The organism is Acinetobacter sp. 1125_18A (assembly GCF_052824985.1).
The window spans coordinates 298,212-321,158 of sequence record NZ_VTDG01000001.1 but is presented as its reverse complement, the minus strand read 5'-3'; the positions used below and the strand labels follow the sequence as shown (position 1 = coordinate 321,158).

Genomic DNA, 22,947 nt, shown 5'->3' with positions numbered 1-22,947 from the left:
GTTGAAGCTATCGATGCTGGTATTCGGCGTAATGGTGCTGGCGGTATTGTTTGTCTTTCTAAATGCAGGATTTGATTTTGCTTATGTCATTCCGCAACGGCTGGTTCGGCTCGCCAGCATCGTGCTTGGCGGAATATGTGTTGCATTTTCTTCGATTATCTTTCAGACCATCGTCGGCAATCGTATTTTAACCCCATCCATCATGGGCTATGAAGCCGTCTATTTGTTATGGCAGGTCATGTTGCTGTTTTTTCTTGGCACTTCTGGATTGTCATGGCTGGGTTTAAATGGAAATTTCTTTGTTTCAATCTTGCTGATGCTGTTTTATTCGTGGGCAATGCACCGTTGGTTGCTGACCCGAGTGCGCAATGATGTCTTTCAACTGCTGTTATTTGGCTTAGTACTCACTATGGTGATTAGTACCGTCACTCAGTTTATCCAGCTCAAAATAAGCCCCGGTGAGTTTTCAGTATTTCAAGGACTCAGCTATGCCTCATTTAATCGTTCTCAACCTGAAACATTAATTTATGCAGTGGTGACGGTTGTTATGGTTCTTGGGTTACTGAGAAAAAAATATGCTGTTTTGGATGTGATGGTGCTCGGTCGTGAACAGGCAATTTCATTGGGGATTGATCATCATCAATACGTCAAATTTTATCTTGCCTTGATTGCCGTCTTGGTTGCAATTTCAACCAGCTTGATTGGCCCCACCGCATTTATGGGGGTGTTTATTGCCAATATTGCTTATGCACTTGCCGGAACACATCAACATAAATTTACCTTAGCCATCGGCTGTGTTGTAGCGATTGCCATATTTATTATCGCTCAGATTTTAGTTGAGCATGTTTTTAATTATAAAACGACAGTCAGTATTTTAGTCAATTTGGTATGTGGTGTGTACTTTCTTGTACTGACAGTTCGTGCCAGAGGTGTTTCATGATTAGGGTGCGTAATATCCATAAATCCTATGGGGGAAAAAGTGTGCTTTCAGATGTCAATATTGAATTTCCTGAAAAGCAGGTGACTTCACTCATTGGTCCAAATGGAGCGGGTAAATCGACTTTATTGATGATGCTGGCAAATTTATCGAGCCCTGATCAAGGTCAAATTTTATTTCAGCAGAAAGATATTACCCAGATCCGAACAGCTGAATATGCCAAATATGTTGCAACCTTACGACAGTCTCCAAGCTTTAACTTACGCATGAGCGTAGAAGAACTGGTGTCTTTTGGGCGGTTCCCTTATAGCGGTGGTGCTTTGACCGCAAACGATCATCAGGTGATTGATGAGGCAATTCAATTTCTAAATTTAGAAGCATTACGTAAAGCCTATATCGATGAATTGAGTGGAGGCCAACGGCAGATGGCTTTTCTGGCGATGACCATTGCTCAGCAGACTGAGGTACTTTTATTGGACGAGCCTTTAAATAACCTTGATATGAAACATGCTGTTCAGATCATGCATGCATTACGTCGTTTATGTGATGAACAGGGGCGTACCGTGATTCTGGTGATTCATGACATCAATTTTGCAGCGAATTATTCTGACCATATTGTTGCCTTGAAGAACGGCAAACTGCATTTTAGTGGTCCAGTCAAACAGGTGATTACTGCGCAACAATTAGATGATTTGTATGAACTTGATTTTGAAATTACCTACAGTGAACAAGGCTGTATGTGCAACTACTTCAACTCAACAGGAGCTTGAATACACATGAAATGGAAAAATAACAGCTGGAATCTGGCACTGAGTATGATAGCCGCAATCAGCTTATCGGGATGTGACAAAAAACCTGCTGCTGATGCGAACCAAGGGGCTCAAAAGTTAGCAACCCCGATCGTGGTTAAACATGAACTAGGAACCACCAGCATTGCCTATCATCCACAACGTGCTGCGGTATTGGATATGAATGAAGCTGATTTTCTTGATCAACTGAGTATTCCTATTGCGGGTATGCCCAAAGATTATGTACCACATTTTTTGCAAAAGTATAAAGATGATCAAAAGGTTCAAGATCTAGGTGCGATTGTTCAGCCCAATATGGAACGGATTTACACACTCAAACCAGACATCATCTTAATGACGCCACTGCAAGCAAATCAGTATCAAGCGTTGAGTAAAATTGCACCGACTGTGCACTATGACATCAATTTCAATAACAGTCAGCAGCATCATATTGAGGCGATTAAAGCGCATTTGATCACTTTAGGCCAGATCTTTAATCAACAGCAATTGGCGACGCAAAAAGTAGATGCATTGGATGCCAAAGTAGCAGAAGTACGAAAAACAACTGCAAATCGTCCTGAAAAAGCTTTGGTGGTCTTACATAACAATGGTGCCTTTAGCAACTTTGGGGTTCAGTCACGTTATGGCTTTGTATTTAATGCATTCGGGGTAAAACCAGCCAGTACAGTGGTAGATACAAGTTTGCATGGTCAACCGATTTCTAGTGAATTTATCAAACAAGCTGATCCCGATATTTTGTATATCGTCGATCGTACAGCCGTCATGGAACATCGTCCGACGATTGATGCTGAGCGGATGAGTAATCCTTTATTACGCCAAACCAAAGCATGGAAAAATGGCAAAGTGGTTTTTGTTGATGCAGATGCTTGGTACATCACTGCGGCAAGCCCAACCTCCATGCATATTTTAATTGATGATGTCATCAAGGGGTATCAGCTATGAATTAGGTCTTTACACGATAAATTTATAGCCAGATAAGCTCTAGCCAAAACACCCATACCGTGAACAAGTGACTACAGCATACTTTTCAATAAAAAAAGTGTGATAGGGAAACTTGTGCTTAAAAAATGAAAGGAAATTTGTATATGAAATATGGTCATCCACTTTTTCAGCACGCTTTGAAACCACAGTGCCGAGATTTAAGCCCGCAATTTAAACTGAAAAACTTGATTTCTGCTCAAATGTTGTTGGGTTTCGGATTAACTTTGGTGATTCCGATCTCAACAATTCATGCGCAAACACCTGACCTGCCACCATCAGATCGCGAGGCATTGCAAAATTTACCCACCATTCATGTACAAGCTGTGAATGAAAAAAACAGTGTTTTAGCGGGGCAGATTTCTTCGCAGAATAAGTTAGGTTTTTTAGGTGAAAAAGGCTTTTTAGAAACGCCATTTAATAGCATTGGCTATACAGACCAATATATTGAAAATCAACAGGCAAAAGATATTACCGATGTCATTGCTAAAACCGACCCATCTGTATTTACCAATGGTGCCAGTGGCGGATGGAGTGAAAACTACTATATTCGTGGCTTTGCTTCGAGTACAAGTGATATGTCAATGAACGGCATGTTTGGCATCACACCTTTTTATCGAACCTCTCCTGAAATGTTTGAACGAATTGAGGTACTCAAAGGACCTACAGCATTACTCAATGGTATGCCGCCAGCAGGATCGGTGGGGGCATGGTCAATTTAGTCAGCAAGCGTGCAGGCGATGATCCACTGCAGCGTTTTAGCGCGACCTATATGTCTGATTCACAGTTTGGTGGTCATCTCGATATCGGCAGACGTTTCGGTCAAAATAAAGATTTTGGTGTACGTTTAAATACAGTATATCGTGATGGAACAGGGGCAATTAAGGACCAAGATAAAAAAACAGCCTTAGTTTCTTTAGGTCTGGATTGGCGTGGCGAACGTGCACGTATTTCAGCAGACCTCTATACAGCTGAGGATCGAGTAGATGGTGTCAACCGTGGGATTAATTTACTCTCAGGGGTTGCGATTCCTAAACCACCAAAACCAGACACACTATTAAATCCAGACTGGTCTTTTGTTGAAACCAAAGATAAGGGCACTATGCTTCGTGGCGAATATGACTTGAGTGATCGAGTTATGGCATATGCCACTTATGGACAAAGTAAAACCGATTATAAATATAATGGTGCCATGTCAGCGACCGTGCTCGACAGTCAAGGCAGGCTTGAAACCAAGATTGGTCAGTTGGCTTTTGACCTTGAAAAGAAATCAGCTGATCTGGGCATAAAAGGAAAATTTGATACAGGATCTATTGGTCACCAATGGGTTGTCAATGCAACGTATTACCAACATGATCAAAATGACTATGGGGTAAGAAATGTGGCTGGGGCTGAATGGATCACCAATCTTTATCATCCAGTTTGGGGAAATCCAGTTCGCTTTAATGCGCCACATATTTCTAAAACAGCATCTCGTTTAAACAGTTATGGGATTGCGGACACCTTATCTTTTGCTCAAGATCAAGTCCAATTGACCTTGGGTGTACGACAACAGAATGTGCTGAGTGAAGCTTTTAATATTGTTACAGGCAGTCGGACATCACGTTATGATGAAAGTGCCACCACACCTGGGGCTGCGATATTGTTTAAAGCCACAGCGCATATTTCCTTATATGCAAACTATATTGAAGGCTTAAGCCAAGGCTCAACTGCACCGTATACTGCAGCAAATGCGGGCGAAGTTTTTGCGCCTTTTAAAACAAAACAAAAAGAGCTTGGGGTTAAAATGGATTTAGGGAAATTCTCAAACACTTTGAGTCTGTTTGAAATTGAAAAACCAAGTAGCTATACCGATCCCGTCAGCAATATTTTTACTGCTGATGGCGAGCAGCGCAATAGATGAGTTGAATGGAGCTTCTTTGGAGCACCTATTGCGAATCTTCGTGTAATCGGTGGTGTTGCCTATATTGATCCTGAATTAACCAAAACTGCAGGTGGTAAAAATCAAGGCAATACTGCGACTGGGGTTGCCAAGCAACAGGCGAAATTAGGCATGGAGTGGGATATTTCGATGTTGCAGGGTTTAACCTTGACTGGAAATGCCACAGCAGTTTCAAAGCAATATATCAATCAGGAAAATACACTACATGCTTCTGGACGAACACTGTTTGATGTTGGGGCGAGATATAAGACCAATGTTTCAAGTTTTCCACTGAGCTTAGCTGCGAGTATCAATAACGTGACCAATAAGGCCTATTGGGGCATGCCACAATTGTCCAGTTTAGCCTTGGGCGCACCTCGAACTTATATGCTGTCGGCTTCTATCGATTTTTAATTTAAGCGATACAGCACTATATTTTTATATGGTGCTGTATGTTGATTCAATGAGGCGCTTTAAATCATATAAATCTGTTTAATCAAAAATAAAGCGGATGGGGTTTTTGTCTCAGGGCAGGCTTGCTTAAAGTGCTGTTGATAAAACAACACTAAATCTAAAACAAGTGATGAAATCTAAACATTTATTAAAATTGAATTTTGAATAAGCTATTGAAAATTATAAAAATAAATATTGGCATAAAAGCTGCTCAATACAAGTGATATGAAATTGGAAGTATCTTAAGGAATACCTATGTCACTTGTCGTCGATAAAAAAGAAAATTCTAAAGAATTTGTAAAAAGTACTTTATCTGAAATTTGGGTCACACGATGTCCAGTACCCACTGCAACAGGAATCTCATTAAAGCGCGGCACCTTAGTCGAAAAATTTGAGCGACATGGTATTGATGTTGCGGTATTGCAAGATGCGCGTAAAGGCTTGTCTGTGCATCATTTTGATCATCAGCTTCCGGCTTTATTCCGTGAGGGTGGCAATGTACCTGCTTTGGCTGCACGTTCAGAAGGTGCCCCAAGTCGTCTGATTGGATTAACTTGGATTGATGAATGGCAAGTGATTATTGTTCGACCTGATTCAGCAATTCGTCAACCTGAAGACTTAAAAAATGCCAAAGTGGCTTTACCTGAATATGCCGATAAACGTGCAGGCAGTATTTTTAGAGCCATGTCATTGCAAGGTATTCGAGGGGCTTTACAACTTGCAAATTTAAGTTTTCGTGATGTTGATTTTATTGAAGTTCCTGAGCGAGCTGAATCGAAACAAGATCGCGATGCCAGTGCCTATTGGTCAGGCCTTGATGCCTTGATTACAGGTGAGGTGGATGCCGTGTATGTCAAAGGGGCATCGGCTGTTGAGGCTGCCACCAAACGTGGTTTAAAAGTCGGTATCGATTTAGATCAATTTGCAGATGTGACTTCACGTGTGAACAACGGGACACCTCGCCCTATCACGGTACATGAAGATTTATTGGAACATCACTTTGATGTCGTCGTGGATTTTCTGGAAGAGCTTTTTGATACCGCAGACTGGGCAGAAGATCATTTAGATGAAGTGCTGGTTATTCTACAAGATGAAACCATTGCGGGTGCTGAAAGTGTGGCTACAGCGTATCGTAATAATTTCCATAAATCTTTACATCCTTCATTAAGTGAAGAGCGCCTTGAGCTTTTAAAACAACAAAAAGATTTTCTTTGGTTACATGGCTTCCTTGAAAAAGACGTAGATCTTGATACATGGGTCGATCATCGCCCATTACTCGAAGTTTTAAAGCGTCGCCAAAATAAACAACGTTAAAACAGGATATTTATCATGACTACACTGATTCAATCGCCACTTTCCCCTGAACTCAATGATTTTATTGAACGCAACCGTGAAAAAGCTGAATTTGCATTTGAGGTGTTCCGTGAGACGGGCACAATCACTGCCAATGGCACGGTCAACTTTGTTGAACGCGCCCCTGAGAATACCTTGGTGACCTTTAACTATGCAGGGCCTTGGTCACGAGATAAAAAAAGCAAAGTACTGGTAGAGAAGCTTGATGGTGAAGTTTTATTGGGACGAAAAGGTGCTGGTGGCCGTTATAACAAACTGTTTCGTGAACATGCAGATGTCACCACAATCTCTCATGTACATGCACCGAATTTAGGTGCTTGGGCCCAAACACACCGAACCCTACCGATTCGATATGTGCCTGTTCAGCGTTTTCATTTATTTAATGAATTATCGATTTATATCGATCGCCGTCAGGCAGAAGTCGATTTCATTTTAGATCAACTCAAGATTGATATTGAGCATCGGGCTATTTTGGAAGCCAATGGCGGTGCCACAGTTTGGGGGCGTCAAGGTCTACAGGAAACTGCTGAATTTATTTTATTGCTTGAAGAAGGTGCTCAAATTCAACTGTTAGCAGAACTGGTTGGAGGAAGTCGTGAATATGGGCAAGGGGTGTTACAGCAACAGTGGAAAATGAGCGGATTGACTGAAAAAGCAAAATCACTGGGATTACTTCCACTCCATTAGAAACATGATTTAAAACAAATATAGAGAATATTATGGCTGTAAAACTTTTATGGTATCTCACCTCTCCTGATGGTCCCTATCCTTGGTTGGAGTCGGGACGCTGGGATACCAATTATGAACATTTACAACAAATTGCAATTACCGCAGATCGTCTGGGGTTTTACGGTTCGCTCATGGGTACAAGTGAGTATGAAACACTGGCGGTTGCTGCAAGTTTAATTCCTTTTACTGAACGCCTGAAGTTTTTGGTTGCGCAGCATCCAGGTGAAGTTCAACCCGCAGTTTTAGCCAAATATGCACAAACTTTTGACGCATTCTCTCAAGGACGTTTGTTGTTTAATGTGGTCAATGGCAATGATCAGGGACTTGCCGCTTTGGGTATTCATTATTCACATGATGAACGCTATGACTTTAGTAAAGAATACTGGAGCACATTTCAACAAAATTATTTAGGCGATAAATCTGGTTTTCAGGGTGAGTTTATTCAAGTGGCTCCACGTCAAGAGGGTGCTTCACCGATGTCAAAATGGCATGGGGCAACCCAAAAACAAGGCGTACCGCTGTGGGGAGCTGGCACATCAGCGAAAGGGGTACAACATTCAGTGGAATTGCTGGATGTGTATTTAAGTTTTGCCAACACACCGCCGCTGCTGGGAGAAAAATTCAGTAAGGTTGCAAAAGAAGCCGCTAAAGTTGGGCGAACTTTGCAGTATGGAACTCGCTTACAAATTATTGTTCGTGAAACCGAAGAAGAAGCGTGGCAATACGCGCAGTCTCTACTCGATAAAATTGATGTGAATTATGCGATTGAAGCAGTAAAACGTCAGCTTCCACCCAATGAAACTTTTGAAAGCTATCAAAGTAATAACCCGATTGTTCAAAAAAATTTAGAACGCTTACGTCAGGGGATATTACCTCAAGCTAAAGATTTTGAAATTTATCCAAATATTTGGACAGGGCCATCACTGTTTGGTTTTGATATCTTAAATCCCGCTGCAGGGACCGCATTGGTCGGGAGTGCTGAAAATATTGCTCAACGTATCCAAGAATATGAAAGCTACGGTACATCTGCATTTATTTTGTCGGGTTTTCCTTTAATTACTGAAGTTTACCGTGTTGCAGACTTGTTGTTTCCTTTACTTGAGCTCGATCATGGCTTTGAGTTACCGAAGTTAAAAAATCGCTCCTCTGTAGATTCTCTGTTGAATCAAGAAACTGTGGTTTAAAAGGAGAATCCTATGAGTAAAATTACGCGTAGAGCATTAATTAAAAATACTGGTTTAGGTCTAGGTACGATTGCAGCAGCAAGCCTGATCGGGTGTTCTCGTTCCGATTCCTCAGCAGCAAATGAAGCTGCTGCACATATAAGCCAGCATGCCACACCGCAAAAAGGTGGAGTGATCAAAATTGGGGTGATTAATGGTAATCAAGCTGGAAATTTAGATGCCCATAAGCCGATTGGAATGTCGAGTGCCTTTAGAGGTTGGCCGTTATATGCCAAATTATGGGAGTGGGGGCGAGATATTCAACCTAAATTGGCGCTTGCTGAATTTTCAGAACCCAATGAGGATGGGACTAAATGGACGATTCGGTTAAAGAAAGGGCTTGAATTTCATCATGGTAAAACCATTACAGCCGATGATGTCATTTTCTCTTTACGTCGTTTGACCGATCCTAAACTGGCGTCTCCCTTTGCGGCTTATTTGTATTCACTACAGCGCGATGCGATTAAAAAGCGTGATGATTACACCGTTGAAATTCCATTTGCTCAAGGCAAAGGCTTAGTAGCCCTACCTGAAGCATGGATGAGTTGGGGTGGTATTGTTCCAACAGATTATGACCCAATCAAGAATGTCGTCGGAGCAGGCCCGTTTAAGCTGGAAAGTTTTACCCCAGGTCAACGTTCCCGTTTCGTACGTTTTGAAAATTATTGGAAAGACAATCAGCCTTATGCAGATGCCATTGAAATTATAGATTTTAAAGACCAAACCGGGCGTCTTGCTGCTTTGCAATCAGGGCAAATTGATATTGCATCGGGTATTAGTGCCGAGCATTTATCTTTGATTCAAGCCAATAAACGACTGAATGTTGTTTCATCTGAAACAGATGCTTGGCAATCCTTTGACATGAATACCACTAAAGCACCGTTTAATGATCCTCGTGTCAGACAAGCATTTCGTTTGATTGCCAATCGGGATGATTTAGTGAAACGGGCATTGGCGGGACAAGGGCGAATTGCCAACGATCTGTATTCATTTAGTGATCCTGTTTATAACCATGAAATTCCACAGCGTAAGCAAGATTTAGCCAAAGCTAAAACACTATTAAAAGCCGCTGGTTTTGATCAAAACTTAAAAGTTGATTTATATACAGGACCAGATAGCAATGCAGCCTTGGTGTTTGCGCAACATGCAGCGCAAGCTGGCGTGATTGTAAACGTTAAACAAGTTGAAGCTGCAACATTTGCAGATGCAGTCAAACAAGATTGGGCATTGAGTACAGGTTCAAATGTTTCTCGTCCATTTTTATTGACGGTATTGCAGATTGATGGACCCGGTGCAGCCAATAACAAAACCCGTTTTAATCAAGCCCGTTTTACTGAGCTGGTGCATCACGCATTGCAACAGCCTGATCTGGAAAAACGCAAAGTTCTGGTACATGAGGCACAGCAAATTCAGCATGAACAAGGTGGCTTACTGATTTGGGGTTTTAACAATGTTTTAGATGCACATTCTCATCAGATTGGTGGTGTAACACCTGATCGAACCGGTTTTGCAGCATGGCGAACTGATGAGTTTTGGCGTAAAGGGGAGTGATGATGACGACTCAAGCCAGCAAAATTGAAAGCTCGATTCAACATCCAGCTATCGCCAAGTCGTTTGAATTTCCTGCATGGTTACCTTGGTTTTTGACCCGTATCGTGTCAGGAATTTTGGTGATTTTTGTGATCAGTTTAATTGTATTTATCGCGACTCAAGCGCTTCCATCTGACCCTGCGCGGGTCATTTTAGGGCCAGAAGCACCAGAAGCTACGGTTCAAATACTGCGTGAACAATTGGGGCTGACTCAACCGATATTGGTGCAATACTGGAATTGGCTGACTCAATTATTACAAGGTAATTTTGGACGCTCAATTGATTCCAATGTACCTGTGTTACAGATTATTCAAAACTATTTTGGTAATACGCTTGCTTTGAGTAGCTTGGTGGTGGCAATCACTGTACCGATTTCAGTTTTACTTGGGGTTTGGTTATCGCTACGTCGTGATAGCAAACTAGACCGAATCATTGTATCTAGCTCGATTATTTTTAAAGCAGTGCCCGGATTTGTCATTGCCATTTGGCTGATGATGTTGTTTTCAACTTCGATCATGCATGTATTACCTGCTGCATCATTGTTGATTCCTGGGCAGTCTCCGTTTAGCCAGCTAGAGTTTTTAATTTTACCCATTTTAACGTTAGCTTTATCGCTTATTCCTTATCTCATGCGTCTTGTGCGAGGCTCAATGATCGATGCCTTAGAGTCCGATTATGTCACTTCAGCACGATTACGCGGTATTCCAGAGCGTCGCATTATCTGGAAGCATGTTTTACCTAATGCTTTAGTGCCTGTGGTACAAGGCACGGCATTGACTATACGGGTTTTACTCAGTGGGGCTTTAATTATCGAGGTTGTATTTAGTTATCCCGGAATTGGCAATGCATTGAATGCAGCAATTGAAATGCGGGATATTCCTACCATTCAAGCGATTGTGCTATTGCTGACCATCTGTGTGGTGGTGGTCAATTTAATTGCAGACTTAATTACCACTTTACTCACACCGAAAATACGCACTGCAAAAAAACATAAAGCCCGCTCACCTGGTTTACGTCAGGCATTACGTTTATGGAAATCTGGCCGACCGATTACGGTAAAGCCTGTCGATCGCCGTAATGCCTTGAAGAGTATCAATTCAGGAGAGGGGAAATGAGTACACTTCATTGGTATCAACGTAAGTTTTTCAAAGCCTTGATTTCTGAGCGACAAGTCCGTTTTGGTTTTGTGGTGACAAGCTTAGTTTTGATATTTGCGCTTATTGGCCCAGTGCTGGTTCCTTTTGAACCAACTGCATTAGTGGGCATGACCTATGGTGCGCCTGAAGCACAGGCTTTTCTTGGCTATGACTATATTGGGCATGATGTTTGGTCTCGTGTATTAGCGGGTGGTGCTTCAATTATTTGGATGACCCTCGCTGCCAGTCTGGTGGCTTTAATTATTGGTTCCAGTTTAGGCATATTGGCTGCTTTTGCACGAGATAAAGTTGACCAGTTTGTGACTTGGCTTACCGATGTTTTTATGGCATTTCCTGATCTGATTTTAGTGTTATTAATCGTTTCGATGCTAGGGCGTGAGCCATGGCTGATTGTGCTCACTGTTTCGATTGCTTTTATTCCTGGGGTAGTACGTCTGGCACGAAGTGTTGCGCTAAATTTGGTTGAGCAAGAGTATGTAGAGGCCGCCAAAATTTTAGGTTATTCGAAAAGCTATATTTTATTCCGTGAAATCCTACCCAATATGCTGACACCCTTATTAATTCATCTTGGGGTGATGTTGACGTGGGCTGTTGGCATGTTATCTGGTCTGGCTTTTCTTGGTTATGGTATCGCACCTCCTGCAGCCGATTGGGGCCTGATGATTAATGAAAATCGTGCTGGGTTATTGGTTCAACCGTGGGCAGTATTTGCACCGGTGATTTTAATTGCTTTGTTTGCGCTGGGAACCAATGTGTTGGCTGAAGGTGTAGGGCGTGCCGCAGCGCGGATTGAGGAAAAGTAACCATGACAGAGATTTTAAAGAATACGGTACTACAGGTAAAAGACTTAACGGTGGCATTGGTCAACACAGGCAATCATGTAGTTTCGAATATTTCTTTTCATTTAAACGAGGGCGAAGTCCTTGGGTTGGTGGGAGAAAGTGGTTCAGGTAAAACCACATTGTCGAGTGCGTTATTGGGCTATGCACGACATGGTGCCAAAATTATTCAAGGCACAATTGCGCTGGATGGACAAGATATCCTCAGTCTTGACGATCACGCCTTGCGTAAAATTCGAGGTTATAAAATCAGTCACGTTGCCCAAGATCCAGGAACGGCACTAAATCCAGCATTAACAATTGGACAGCATCTACTTGAGTTATTAGAAGTCCATCAATCACGCTTATCCAGTAGTGAAAGAAATCATAAAGTTGCTAAAATTTTAGATGAAGTGGGATTGCCTCAGGATGATGTGTTTTTAAAACGCTATCCTCATCAGCTTTCCGGCGGGCAACAACAACGGATTTTATTAGCATTGGCATTTTTGTTACAGCCTCGCTTAATTGTCTTGGATGAACCGACAACAGCATTGGATGTTACAACCCAAACTTTAGTGCTAAATATTATTCGTAAATTATGTCGCGAATATAATGTTGCAGCAATTTATGTATCACATGATTTGACTGTGGTGAAAGATATTGCAGATCGCGTAATCGTCCTGTATTCAGGCCAGATTGCAGAAGATGCTGCATTAAGCCAGTTATTTGAAACGCCAAAACATCCTTATACTCAAGGTTTACTCAATGCCATTCCCGATGTGTCGATTCGTAAATATTTATCCCCCATCGAAGGACATGCACCCTCACCGAATGACCGTCCAACAGGATGTGCCTTTGCCGCAAGATGTACTTTCGCTAGCGAATTATGTCATCAACAGCAACCGAAATTAACCCTGTTATCTCAAGCATTTGATCCACATTTTGTTGCTTGTCATCATTGGGATGAAGTGGGTGTGATCAATTTTCAAGAGCTTGATCCGCATCTGATTGAATTAAAAACAGATCAACAGGCACTGCTTAAAGTAGAACATATCAATGCTTGGTATGGCCAGCAACAAGCACTTTTCGATGTTTCTTTTCAAATACAGCGTGGAGAATGTTTGGCCTTAGTCGGGGAGTCTGGTTCAGGTAAAACCACACTGTCTAGAGTGATTGCAGGACTGAATGAAAATGCAGAAGGTCAGGTAATTTTAGCAGATGAAGTATTGTCCTTGCAGGGACAAAAACGTCAGTTAACACAACGACATAAACTGCAATATATCTTTCAAAATCCATATAAAGCCTTGAATCCAGCACATACCATAGGACAGACACTCACTAAAGTGGTTCAGCACTTTTTTGCTACATCTCAGCAAGAAACTCAACAAAAGGTCGTTCAGGTACTTCAACAAGTATCGCTTCCTCCACAGGTTCAAGAACTCTACCCAAGAGATTTATCTGGCGGAGAACGGCAACGTGTAGCGATTGCACGAGCGCTGTTATGTCAGCCTGATGTTTTGATTTGCGACGAAATTACTTCTGCTTTAGATGTGTCAGTACAAGCATCTATTTTAAAACTGTTGCAACAACTGCAAAAGCAAGGCGTAACTTTACTTTTTGTGACCCATAACCTTGGGGTAGTTAGAGCAATTGCTGATCGAGTTGCCGTTTTAAAAAATGGCCATCTGGTGGAATACGGTGAAACCGATCAAGTACTGAGTCATCCGCAACATGCGTATACCAAAACTTTGCTCACACATGCACCCAGCTTATTTAAGACTACAGCACAGTGTATCTGTGCATAAAAAACAAGAGATTTTCCGGAGTTAAAATGAACGATATTCAGCAACACAATTTTTTAGAATTGGGCAGTATAAGACATATTCAAAGTGAACAAGAAGCATTGGATATTGCCAAGGCAGTAGCAAAACAACTGACTGAATTTGCTCAAGATCCTCAATATAACAAAAGTGTTCCTTATGAACAGGCCCGCTTAATTTCAGAAGCAGGTCTGACAGCGATTATTGTTCCTCAACAATTTGGTGGTTTAGGTGCGAGTATTACCACATTGGTCAATGTGGTAAAGATTATTTCATCTGCAGATGGTGGTGTGGGGCAACTTCTACAAATTCATTTCACCATGTTTCGAGGAATTTTAACGGGTTATGAGGATGATATTCGCGATCAATTATTGCGTGATGTATTGAGTGGTAAACGTTTAGGCAATGCACTCGCAGAAGTGGGCGGAAAAGATAAATTTCAGCATAAGACTCGTGTAGAAAGAAATTCACAAGGGCAGTTAATCTTAAATGGCAGTAAATTTTATTCCACAGGCTCTTTATTGGCCGAGTGGATCTCTTTATTTGCAGGCAGTGATGATGGACCTGTTTCGATCTTGATTCATCGTGATACGCATGGGGTAGAACTGCTCGATGATTGGGATGCAATGGGGCAAAACAATAGTGTCAGTGGCACAGTCAATTTTAAAGATGTTGTTGTCGATGAACGCTATGTTGCCAAGCGCAATACTGGTGGTTTAGGGACAGTGCTACGCACAGGTTTAACTTGGCCTCAGATTTTGCATGCAGCTATGGATACAGGTATTGCCAAAGGTGCACTTGAAGGGGGGATTGATTATTTGCAACAGAATGCTCGTCCTTGGGTGGAAAGTGGTGTCGACTCCCCGACACAGGAACCGCATATCATTAAGCAAATTGGTGAGTTTGCAGTTTTGGTCCGTTCAGCAGAAGCACTTTTAGATCGCTCAGCAGCGATTTTTGAGCAGCATTTAACCAATCTGGAAGATGAAGCCTTACAAACTGAATTGATTTTATCTGTGGCTGCCACACGGAGTCAGTCAGACCATGCATCTTTGAAAATTTCCAGTGAAATTTTTGGCTTACTTGGAGCAAGCTCTACTTTGTCAAAATGGAATTTAGATCGTTTCTGGCGTAATGCTCGTACACATACCACACATGATCCGATTCGTTGGCGTTTATATCATGTTGGAAATTATTATTTAAATAATATTCCACCTGGTGAATATAACTCTGTGCTTTTAAAGAAACAGGCTGAAAATGTGACCAAATTTAAGTCATAATTTGAGTTCGACAAAAATATGCTATTCGGAAACCTCATCCACAACTGTTTGAGGCAGTACTTAATCGCATATTTTTTTCGGTGAGAAGCAGCGTTTTGTGCGTTGAGAATAGTCAGAAGCTTTTGTATAGGCGATGCCTTAAATTTGGAAGCTGAAAAATAAAAGGTTGTCATCACGACAACCTTTTATTTTTTCGTATTGTTAAGCCACTTGTGCATGAATAGCAATATCTTGTGCTAGCCATTCACGAACATTGATTTGAGCTGGAATAAACTTCCAGCGATAGAGAAAGTCACTAAGGTCTTGTAAGGCAATAATCGATGTTTCATCAAAATTGGTATTCAGCTTGAGATGTGCATCTGCGCCATAAGCTGCATGGACCCATTGTTCACTGCTATTACATTCTTTAGCCAGATAGCGGTGAGTTTCATCTGCATGCACATGCGCCCATTGTTCAGCTTGTAAAACCGCATCGACGATGGATTGAGCTTGTTGTGGATATTGCGATAGAAAATCTTCATCCACAGTTAGTGTTCGAGGGGTACCATTATTTGAACGTAGGATAGGGTCGGGATGTGAACCAATATCAATAATGGTATGCAGGGCAAAATCATGGGCAATTTGTGCTGCATGTGCGCCTTTTAAAAAGATGGCATCGACATCCCCTTTGATTAAAGCCACAATCTCTGCACTTGCGCTCAGTTTATTACGATTGCTAAAGAAACTCGCATCATTTTCTTCGGTATGATTTTGCTGTTGCGCCACTAATATATCAGCACGCAGACAATCCACCAGTTCCAGATCACTGACCTTAAGATTTACTGTTTTTAATGCATTTTCTAAACCGCGAATGGCTTGAGCACGAGAGAAATCGATGATGGCATCTTGATTCAGTGGGAGCCCAAAGCGTTTACCTTTTAGATCCTCAACCGTCTTAATTTGGGAATCATATCGAGTCAGCAGTAATTGGACTTCATCTGCCCAAGATAAACCGATGACTTTGGTTTTTTGTCCAGAAGCATATGCCCAAATTGCAGGAATACTGCCACCATGCCGAACTGAATTGGCAAGGGTATGGTTAAAATGTGAGTTACGAACCTCTTTTGAGTTCGATTCACGAATTGATTTAATTTCAATTTGTTGCTCAATAAATTTTTCTTTTAGCCAACCTTTTTGAATCGAGATTCCGAGCCCTGTAGGAACTGGACAGCGTGTATACCAAAGTGTATTCAATGGTTGCGTTTGAAGTGTTGTCATTGTGACATCCTGTTGTGATTTGAATGCTTTAAAGCAATATTGATGCCATTGTTTAACTTGTTGATATTTAAAATATATTTTTAATATCTATTTTTGTGATGTTGATATATCAAATATTGTTGCAATAACAACAGATAACAAGTGCGGATGTTTTAAATCAAACATCTCATCAAACATGTTTTTTAAAAAAATAATATAAAACAGTAGATTAAAATATTTATGCCTTTGAAAAATTTGGCATAGATCTCGCAGTGAGCTATAGATCTTTAGTTGTTGTTTTATTTTTATGTTTAAAAATTATCCACTGCTGCGAAGTTTGGCCTTATATCGTTTTATGCCATTTCGCTTTGTATTGACGGCAACATTATTTGTCCTTGCCAATTTTGGCTTAGCACTACAGCAATATTCAATCGGACATGCGATTGATACGCTAAAACACAGCCAACCTGAAAGTTTATTTCAGCATGCTTTTACAGATCCGTTAAATCCGTGGTTTTGGTTTATTCTACTGACGAGTATCGCTTTACTTCGTGCCATTATTCAATATTTAGCGGGTTTAAGTGCCTTGACGATTGGACAGCAATTGTTAAGTATTTTAAGAGAAAGAATCTTTAGCCAGGTCCAGCATTTAGATGTTTCATGGCACTGGAAACACGGATTAGGTGAAGTTTTATCAAGAACCACCCGAGATTCAGATAAATTAAAAGAAGCTTTGATTAATTTTTGGCGACAAGTGTTTGAATCCAGTCTAGTGGTCGCCGCAACAGTCGGATTGTTGTGTTGGTATCATCCTTGGTTGGGGATCGTCCCGCTTATTTTTATTTTTCTAGGCCTAGCAGTGCTGTTTAAACTGACCAATCAGTTGGTGGTGCTGGATCATCAAGTTGCCTATGCCTATGAAAAAGTCAGTGATACTTTGGCTGAAAGCGTCAATGGCATTCGAGTGGTCAAAGCCTTTCAACTTGAGGAAAAGCTCTTACAACGTTTTGATGCTGCGGTTGATAGCTTTATTCGTCATTCCATTCAAACCATTCGCACCAGTGCACAACGCTTACCGATTCCTCAAATGATTATTGCCTGTTCCTACTTATGGGTGATTGGGTTTGGTGGCTACTTAATTGGACAAAATCAATTACAGATTGGGCAATTTGTGGCTGCTGTACTTATGGCAAATTTATTGGTGTTTCGTATTGAAAGTATTGGACAGGTCTTACATATTTTTGCAGATGCACGTTCATCGGCAACTCGAATATGGCAAATGCTAGATGAGAAATCGGCAATTGTAGATGCTGCACATGCTTTGCCACTACAAGGGGATGCTGATGGGGATGAAGGTTTAAATATTCGACTGGAAAATGTCAGTTTTCAGGATCGAAACACAGAAAAGTATATTTTAAAACAGTGTAATGTTGAATTCCGAGCAGGTGAAATCGTCACCATTGTGGGGAAAACTGGAGCGGGTAAAACCACACTGATGAACTTGCTCAATCGTTTTATCGATCCAACCGCAGGGCAGGTCTGGATTGGTTCAGATCAACGCGGTTGGCTCAATCTTAAAGATCTTAGTTTGGTTAACTTACGTCATATGGTTCAGATTATTCCGCAAGATAATTTCTTTTTCTCAGGAACCTTGGCGGATAACTTAAAAATAGCCAAACAGGATGCGACTGAACAGGAGATGCGAGACGCGTTGCATTTGGCTTCAGCATCTGAACTGTTACAGCGACTCGATGCTGGTCTGGAGACACGAATAGGGGACAAGGGAGTCACCTTATCTGGAGGGCAAAAACAACGGATTGCACTGGCACGGTCAATTTTAAAAAACTCGCCAATCTTGGCGCTTGATGATTCAACCAGTGCTTTAGATTCCACTACAGAAAAACAGGTGTTACAGCGTTTATCAGGCTTGGCTGACAATAAAAATCAGCTCAAAAGAACCATCCTGATCAATTCAAATAAACAGACCACGATTTCTTTATCAGATCGCATTATCGTATTAGATCAGGGACAAATTCTTGCTCAAGGGAGCCACACAGAATTGCTCCAGCATTGCGAATTTTATCGGGAGTTGATGGGATTTCAGAAAGCGCAACAGGAGATTCAAGCATGAATACCACGGTTAAAAATTTCCAACCGCTGACGAAAATCTCTGATCTGCAGATCGAAGAAAACTTAGCAAAAACCGCGCTACATCGCGGAATGTTAAAAAAACTCATTCCTTTGCTTTATCCGATTCGTTATTTAATTCTAGCCATGATCTCAGTAGAGATCTTACAAGTGCTGAGCATCTTTGTACGTCCATGGGCAGTCAAGTACATTTTAGATTCTGGATTTCAGCAAGTGGGTGGGAAACTGGTGTTGTATCAGCCAGTACTTTTTATAGCAATTGCTATTCTGGCATTCAGCTGGGTGTGTCGTTTTGGATTAGCGGGTATATCAAAATACTTGTCTGGAAAAGCGGCTTTAAGTGTCATTAATGATCTAAGACGTTCATTATTTCAACATATTCAAGCTTTAAATATTGGTTATTTTGATCGAACTAAAGCGGGCCGAATTATTTCACGAGCGGATCGTGATGTCGATACTTTAGAACCAGTATTGATACAAGGACCACCTGAACTACTTTCTGCGATTTTACGTTGTGGATTAGCATCTGTGCTTTTGTGGCATATTTATCCCCCATTTTTCTGGTGTTTATTTGCAACTTTGCCGATTTTATTGACAATGACTGCAATATTTAAAAAGTCATCACAACGGCATTGGGGACGGGTTGCCGAAGAACGCAGTCGATTTACTGCACATTTGGTTGAAACGGTAAATGGCGCCAAAATTATTCAGCAATTGAATTATAGTGAAACCAATCAACAGCGCTATCAGCAGCTCTTAAAAGATTTTAATGATTCTATTATTTATGGAAGTAAGCGGACCAGCTGGTTTGCCCCATTTACTGGATTGCTTTCGACAGTGGCAACCGCAGTTTTTATTGTGATTGGAAGTTATGCTTATAGTGAAGGTGTCATCAGTATTGGACAGTTTGCCGAAAGTATTTTTTATGTGTTTTTATTCTTGGCACCTTTACAGGAATTGACCGATTTATTTGAGCGTTATGCCAATGGTGCAGCGTGTGCACAACGGATATTTCTACTTTTAGATACCCAATCTAGCATTCAAGATGCACCACATGCGTTGAAATTAGGGCAACTTAACGGGCATATTCGTTTTCAGTCTGTACATTTTGCTTATACCACCAAAGCTGTTTTACAAAATTTTGATTTAGAGATCGACGCTGGAACGGTGGTTGCGATCGTGGGGCCTACAGGTCATGGTAAAAGCACGATCGTTCAGTTACTGACACGGTTTTATGAGCCTCAGCAGGGTGGGATTTTCTTAGACCGTTATCCGATACAGGATATTCATCTGGACAGTTTAAGACAAAATGTCAGTATTGTTTTACAGGACAATGTCTTGTTTAGCGGCACAATTTTAGACAATTTACGTTTAATTCAACCCGAAGCTACAGATCAACAACTGATTCAGGCGATTGAAGAACTTGGTGCAGATGATATTCTAGGACAGCTTCCTCATGGTTATTTTACTGAAGTTGGAACACTCGGAAAAAATTTAAGTCATGGGCAACGCCAACTTGTTTGTCTCGCACGTGCATATTTGGCTGATCCTAAAATTTTAATTTTAGATGAAGCGACCTCTGCGATTGATATTTATACGGAACAGAAAATCCAATATGCCCTTCGACGCTTATGTAAAAATAGAACCTGTATTGTGATCGCACATCGCTTAAGTACCATTCAAGAAGCAGACAAAATTGTGGTGATTGAGAATGGGGCTGTAGTGGAACAAGGTGCTCATGAACAACTGATTCAACAGCAACAATCTTACTATCAGTTGTATCAATCTTATTTACACAATCAACTTGTATAAGCTTATGCGCCACTAGCAAATCTGTGGTTTTATAAACATTTTTTCGAATCATTGTTTAAATATAAACAATGATTTTTTTATTTTTAATGACAAGTTTTTGATATTCAATAATAAAAATTTTGGCATTGGCTTTGCTATATCGGTGCAGATCGTTAAGGAAGCTTATATGCGTACATATTTTTCTCAATTCATTTTTCATTCTTCTATTTTTGCGTTCAGTACACTTACCGCCTCAATCACTTTGGCAAATGAACAAAGGCCTGTATCAGAAAAAGAGGATGTCGTGACATTGCAATCAGTTGTTGTAACGGGTTCTCGGCGAGCTATCAATAGTGCTTTAGAGGCTCCTGCTCCAGTAGACATTGTGACAGCCAAAGAACTACAAGAAACAGGGGCAGGTGATCTTGCAGCTGCATTAACACGCTTATCGCCGTCAGTGAGTTTACCAACATCACCTGCGGGTGGTTTCGGTGCATCGGTGCCGCCGAGTATTGCATTGCGAGGTTTATCTGCAGATCAAACCTTAATTTTGATCAATGGTAAACGTCGCCATACAGCGGCTTACTTCACTCGACAAGCGTATGCTGGGGGGAGAGGTGCTGCGGTAACAGATTTAAGCCTAATCCCGATTAGTGCCATTGAACGTATTGAGATTTTACGAGATGGTGCCGCAGCTCAATATGGTTCTGACGCGATCGCGGGCGTGGTTAACATTATATTGAAATCACGTGATCATGGTGGTGGCGTGAGTTATCAAACTGGAGGCTATACACAAGGGGATGGTGAACAGCATAAAATCAATCTTTGGAAAGGCTTTGAATTACCCAATGATGGTGCTTTAACTGTTGCTGTAGATTTAGGAAAGCGTGAAGCTGCAAGTAATACTGCACCAGATACGCGAACATTTTATGATGGTTCAACCCAAGCCCAATATACCGAGCAGAACACACCATTTAGAACTTGGAAATTTGGTTCTCCTGAACAAAAAGACCAAATCAATATCACTGCGAATTTAGATTTACCTTTAACTGATGAAATTGCCTTGTATGGTTTTAGTAGTTATGGGCATCGTAAGACCATCGGGGAAAATTTTTATGAACCTCCAACCACCAAAACAGTACTGAATCAATCCAGTTATTTTAAGCAACGTTATCCTGATGGACGTTCACCTTTGAGTTTAGTCAGTGTGGATGATTTTGCGACCACGTTTGGGGTTAAACAAGGCAACCAGACTTCAGGAAAATATGACCTGTATGCCACTTATGGACAAAACAAAGTCAGCACTGAACAAGGCAATGGCATTAACCCAAGTTATGGTGCAGATTCACCCTCTCATTATGATTTAGGGGAAAACATTTTTGCCCAACTCAATACAGGACTGGACTATAGTCGTGATTTTGCAATTGATGGTTTAGCCAGTCCATTGACTGTTTCGACGGGAGCGCTATACCGTTGGGAACAATATAAACAAAATGCAGGCGACCCCATTGCCTATACCCGTGGACCGTATTTTAATCCAAGTACGGCTTTAGGTACGGGTATCCCAGGTATATACACGGGTATTACAGATCAAGACCAACGCAAAATTAGTCGAGATGTGTACGGCATTTATTTGGATCTCGAAGCCGATATTGTAAAAGATTTAAATGTTGGTGCTGCCATTCGAACAGAAAAATATTCAGACTTTGGCTCGACAACCAACGGCAAACTCTTTGCTAAATATGATATCTCTCCGCAGTTGACCCTTCGTGGATCTGTCAATACAGGTTATCGCGCACCGTCATTAGCCCAGCAAGGATACTCCGCTTATAGTGTACAAACGGTGCAAACTCCGACAGGTTGGCAAGATGTACAGCAAAGGACTTTAGTTGCGGGAAGTGAAGCGGCTTTACTGATTGGTGGAACTTCACTTAAGCCTGAGAAATCCACCAATTATTCTTTAGGTTTGGTACTCAAACCATTTATCAATACCTCTGCAACTTTAGACCTTTATCAAATCGATATTCGAAATCGTATTTTACTTTCAGACAATATTACTGGCAGCGTGATCAATAATGCTTTTGCAAATACGCCGTATGCAAATATTGCCAATGTGGCGTTTTTTAATAATTTATTAGATACGCAAACGCGTGGTTTGGAGTTCGCGTTAAAACATGATCTTGATCTTGAACAATATGGCAAGTTAAGGCTGAATTTAGGCTTGGCTTATCATAAAAATAAAATCACTGACAGCCGAGACTCAATCACTGCAAAAGGTGAGCGAATTCCAGTCTCTAGTATTGCTGGTCGAAATACCCAAAGCCTAATTGAATCTACAGCGCCAAAAACCAAATTAGCATTGGGTGCACTTTGGTCAAATCAAGTGTGGAGTATCAATGCCGCAGTCCGTCGTTATGATAAATGGACCACCTTAAATAATACCAATACTTCATTGGATCAGACCTTTGATCCGCAATGGATTGCTGATTTGGACTTTGGCTACAAAGCAGATGCGTGGGTAAAGGGGCTAAAATTCAATCTGGGCGCAAATAATTTATTTAACAGTTACCCAGACAAAGCCAAAGACTCATCTGTAGGGAACATCGTCAAATACAGTTTTAATGCGCCAGAAGGTGCCTTTGGAACGTATTTATATGGCCGTGTAAGTTACGACTTTTAAATTAAAAAATAAATTTTTAAAACA

Annotated in this window: 15 protein-coding genes and 1 pseudogene; 15 read left to right on the top strand and 1 reads right to left on the bottom strand. The window is 41.2% G+C overall.

Going from position 1 to position 22,947, the window contains the following annotated elements; genetic code table 11:
- Window positions 1–13 precede the first annotated feature (13 nt).
- From FY049_RS01495 to FY049_RS01440, 12 genes and pseudogenes are all read left to right on the top strand, one after another.
- Window positions 14–940 carry an iron chelate uptake ABC transporter family permease subunit gene (locus FY049_RS01495; protein WP_224965544.1) on the top strand — a complete coding sequence of 309 codons (927 nt, stop codon included), beginning with the start codon at window positions 14–16 and terminating at the stop codon, window positions 938–940.
- Window positions 937–1,707, top strand: a complete 771-nt coding sequence (locus FY049_RS01490) for an iron ABC transporter ATP-binding protein (RefSeq protein WP_151956382.1) — start codon at window positions 937–939, stop codon at window positions 1,705–1,707. The genes FY049_RS01495 and FY049_RS01490 overlap by 4 nt, the downstream gene beginning before the upstream one ends.
- 6 nt (window positions 1,708–1,713) lie before the next feature.
- Entirely contained in the window at window positions 1,714–2,688 is a 975-nt protein-coding gene (locus FY049_RS01485; RefSeq protein ID WP_224964059.1) for a siderophore ABC transporter substrate-binding protein, read from the top strand.
- Window positions 2,689–2,831: 143 nt separating this feature from the next.
- Window positions 2,832–5,059, top strand: a pseudogene (locus FY049_RS01480) (TonB-dependent receptor).
- Between the two features lie 294 nt (window positions 5,060–5,353).
- Window positions 5,354–6,412, top strand: a complete 1,059-nt coding sequence (locus FY049_RS01475) for an ABC transporter substrate-binding protein (RefSeq protein ID WP_004823403.1) — start codon at window positions 5,354–5,356, stop codon at window positions 6,410–6,412.
- Window positions 6,413–6,427: 15 nt separating this feature from the next.
- Window positions 6,428–7,138 carry a class II aldolase/adducin family protein gene (locus FY049_RS01470; protein WP_446083009.1) on the top strand — a complete coding sequence of 237 codons (711 nt, stop codon included), beginning with the start codon at window positions 6,428–6,430 and terminating at the stop codon, window positions 7,136–7,138.
- A gap of 32 nt (window positions 7,139–7,170) precedes the next feature.
- On the top strand, window positions 7,171–8,364 hold the full coding sequence (locus FY049_RS01465) for an LLM class flavin-dependent oxidoreductase (protein WP_224964057.1): 1,194 nt from the start codon (window positions 7,171–7,173) through the stop codon (window positions 8,362–8,364).
- A gap of 12 nt (window positions 8,365–8,376) precedes the next feature.
- Window positions 8,377–9,954 carry an ABC transporter substrate-binding protein gene (locus FY049_RS01460; RefSeq protein ID WP_446083008.1) on the top strand — a complete coding sequence of 526 codons (1,578 nt, stop codon included), beginning with the start codon at window positions 8,377–8,379 and terminating at the stop codon, window positions 9,952–9,954.
- A 2-nt stretch (window positions 9,955–9,956) separates the two neighbouring features.
- Complete coding sequence (locus tag FY049_RS01455) at window positions 9,957–11,108, top strand: ABC transporter permease (protein WP_446083007.1); 1,152 nt, start codon at window positions 9,957–9,959, stop codon at window positions 11,106–11,108.
- The gene (locus FY049_RS01450; RefSeq protein WP_004717521.1) at window positions 11,105–11,953 is read left to right on the top strand and encodes an ABC transporter permease; all 849 of its coding nucleotides are present in this window, start codon (window positions 11,105–11,107) and stop codon (window positions 11,951–11,953) included. Before FY049_RS01455 ends, FY049_RS01450 begins: the two co-directional genes overlap by 4 nt.
- Window positions 11,954–11,955: 2 nt before the next feature.
- Complete coding sequence (locus FY049_RS01445) at window positions 11,956–13,773, top strand: dipeptide ABC transporter ATP-binding protein (protein ID WP_446083006.1); 1,818 nt, start codon at window positions 11,956–11,958, stop codon at window positions 13,771–13,773.
- Between the two features lie 26 nt (window positions 13,774–13,799).
- Complete coding sequence (locus FY049_RS01440; protein WP_004823398.1) at window positions 13,800–15,068, top strand: acyl-CoA dehydrogenase family protein; 1,269 nt, start codon at window positions 13,800–13,802, stop codon at window positions 15,066–15,068.
- 201 nt (window positions 15,069–15,269) lie between these two features.
- Here FY049_RS01440 and FY049_RS01435 read toward each other — a convergent pair whose 3' ends face one another.
- On the bottom strand, window positions 15,270–16,325 hold the full coding sequence (locus FY049_RS01435; protein ID WP_004717513.1) for an ABC transporter substrate-binding protein: 1,056 nt from the start codon (window positions 16,323–16,325) through the stop codon (window positions 15,270–15,272).
- 286 nt (window positions 16,326–16,611) lie between these two features.
- On the opposite strand from FY049_RS01435, the gene FY049_RS01430 reads away from it, so the two are divergent.
- The 3 genes from FY049_RS01430 (at window position 16,612) to FY049_RS01420 (ending at window position 22,923) form a co-directional block, all read left to right on the top strand.
- Window positions 16,612–18,435: an ABC transporter ATP-binding protein gene (locus FY049_RS01430; protein WP_105713534.1), complete on the top strand. Its 1,824-nt coding sequence runs from the start codon at window positions 16,612–16,614 to the stop codon at window positions 18,433–18,435.
- Window positions 18,432–20,264 (top strand): ABC transporter ATP-binding protein, encoded by a 1,833-nt coding sequence (locus FY049_RS01425; RefSeq protein WP_446083005.1) that lies wholly within the window; start codon window positions 18,432–18,434, stop codon window positions 20,262–20,264. Before FY049_RS01430 ends, FY049_RS01425 begins: the two co-directional genes overlap by 4 nt.
- 166 nt (window positions 20,265–20,430) lie before the next feature.
- On the top strand, window positions 20,431–22,923 hold the full coding sequence (locus FY049_RS01420) for a TonB-dependent receptor plug domain-containing protein (RefSeq protein ID WP_446083004.1): 2,493 nt from the start codon (window positions 20,431–20,433) through the stop codon (window positions 22,921–22,923).
- Window positions 22,924–22,947: the final 24 nt, after the last annotated feature.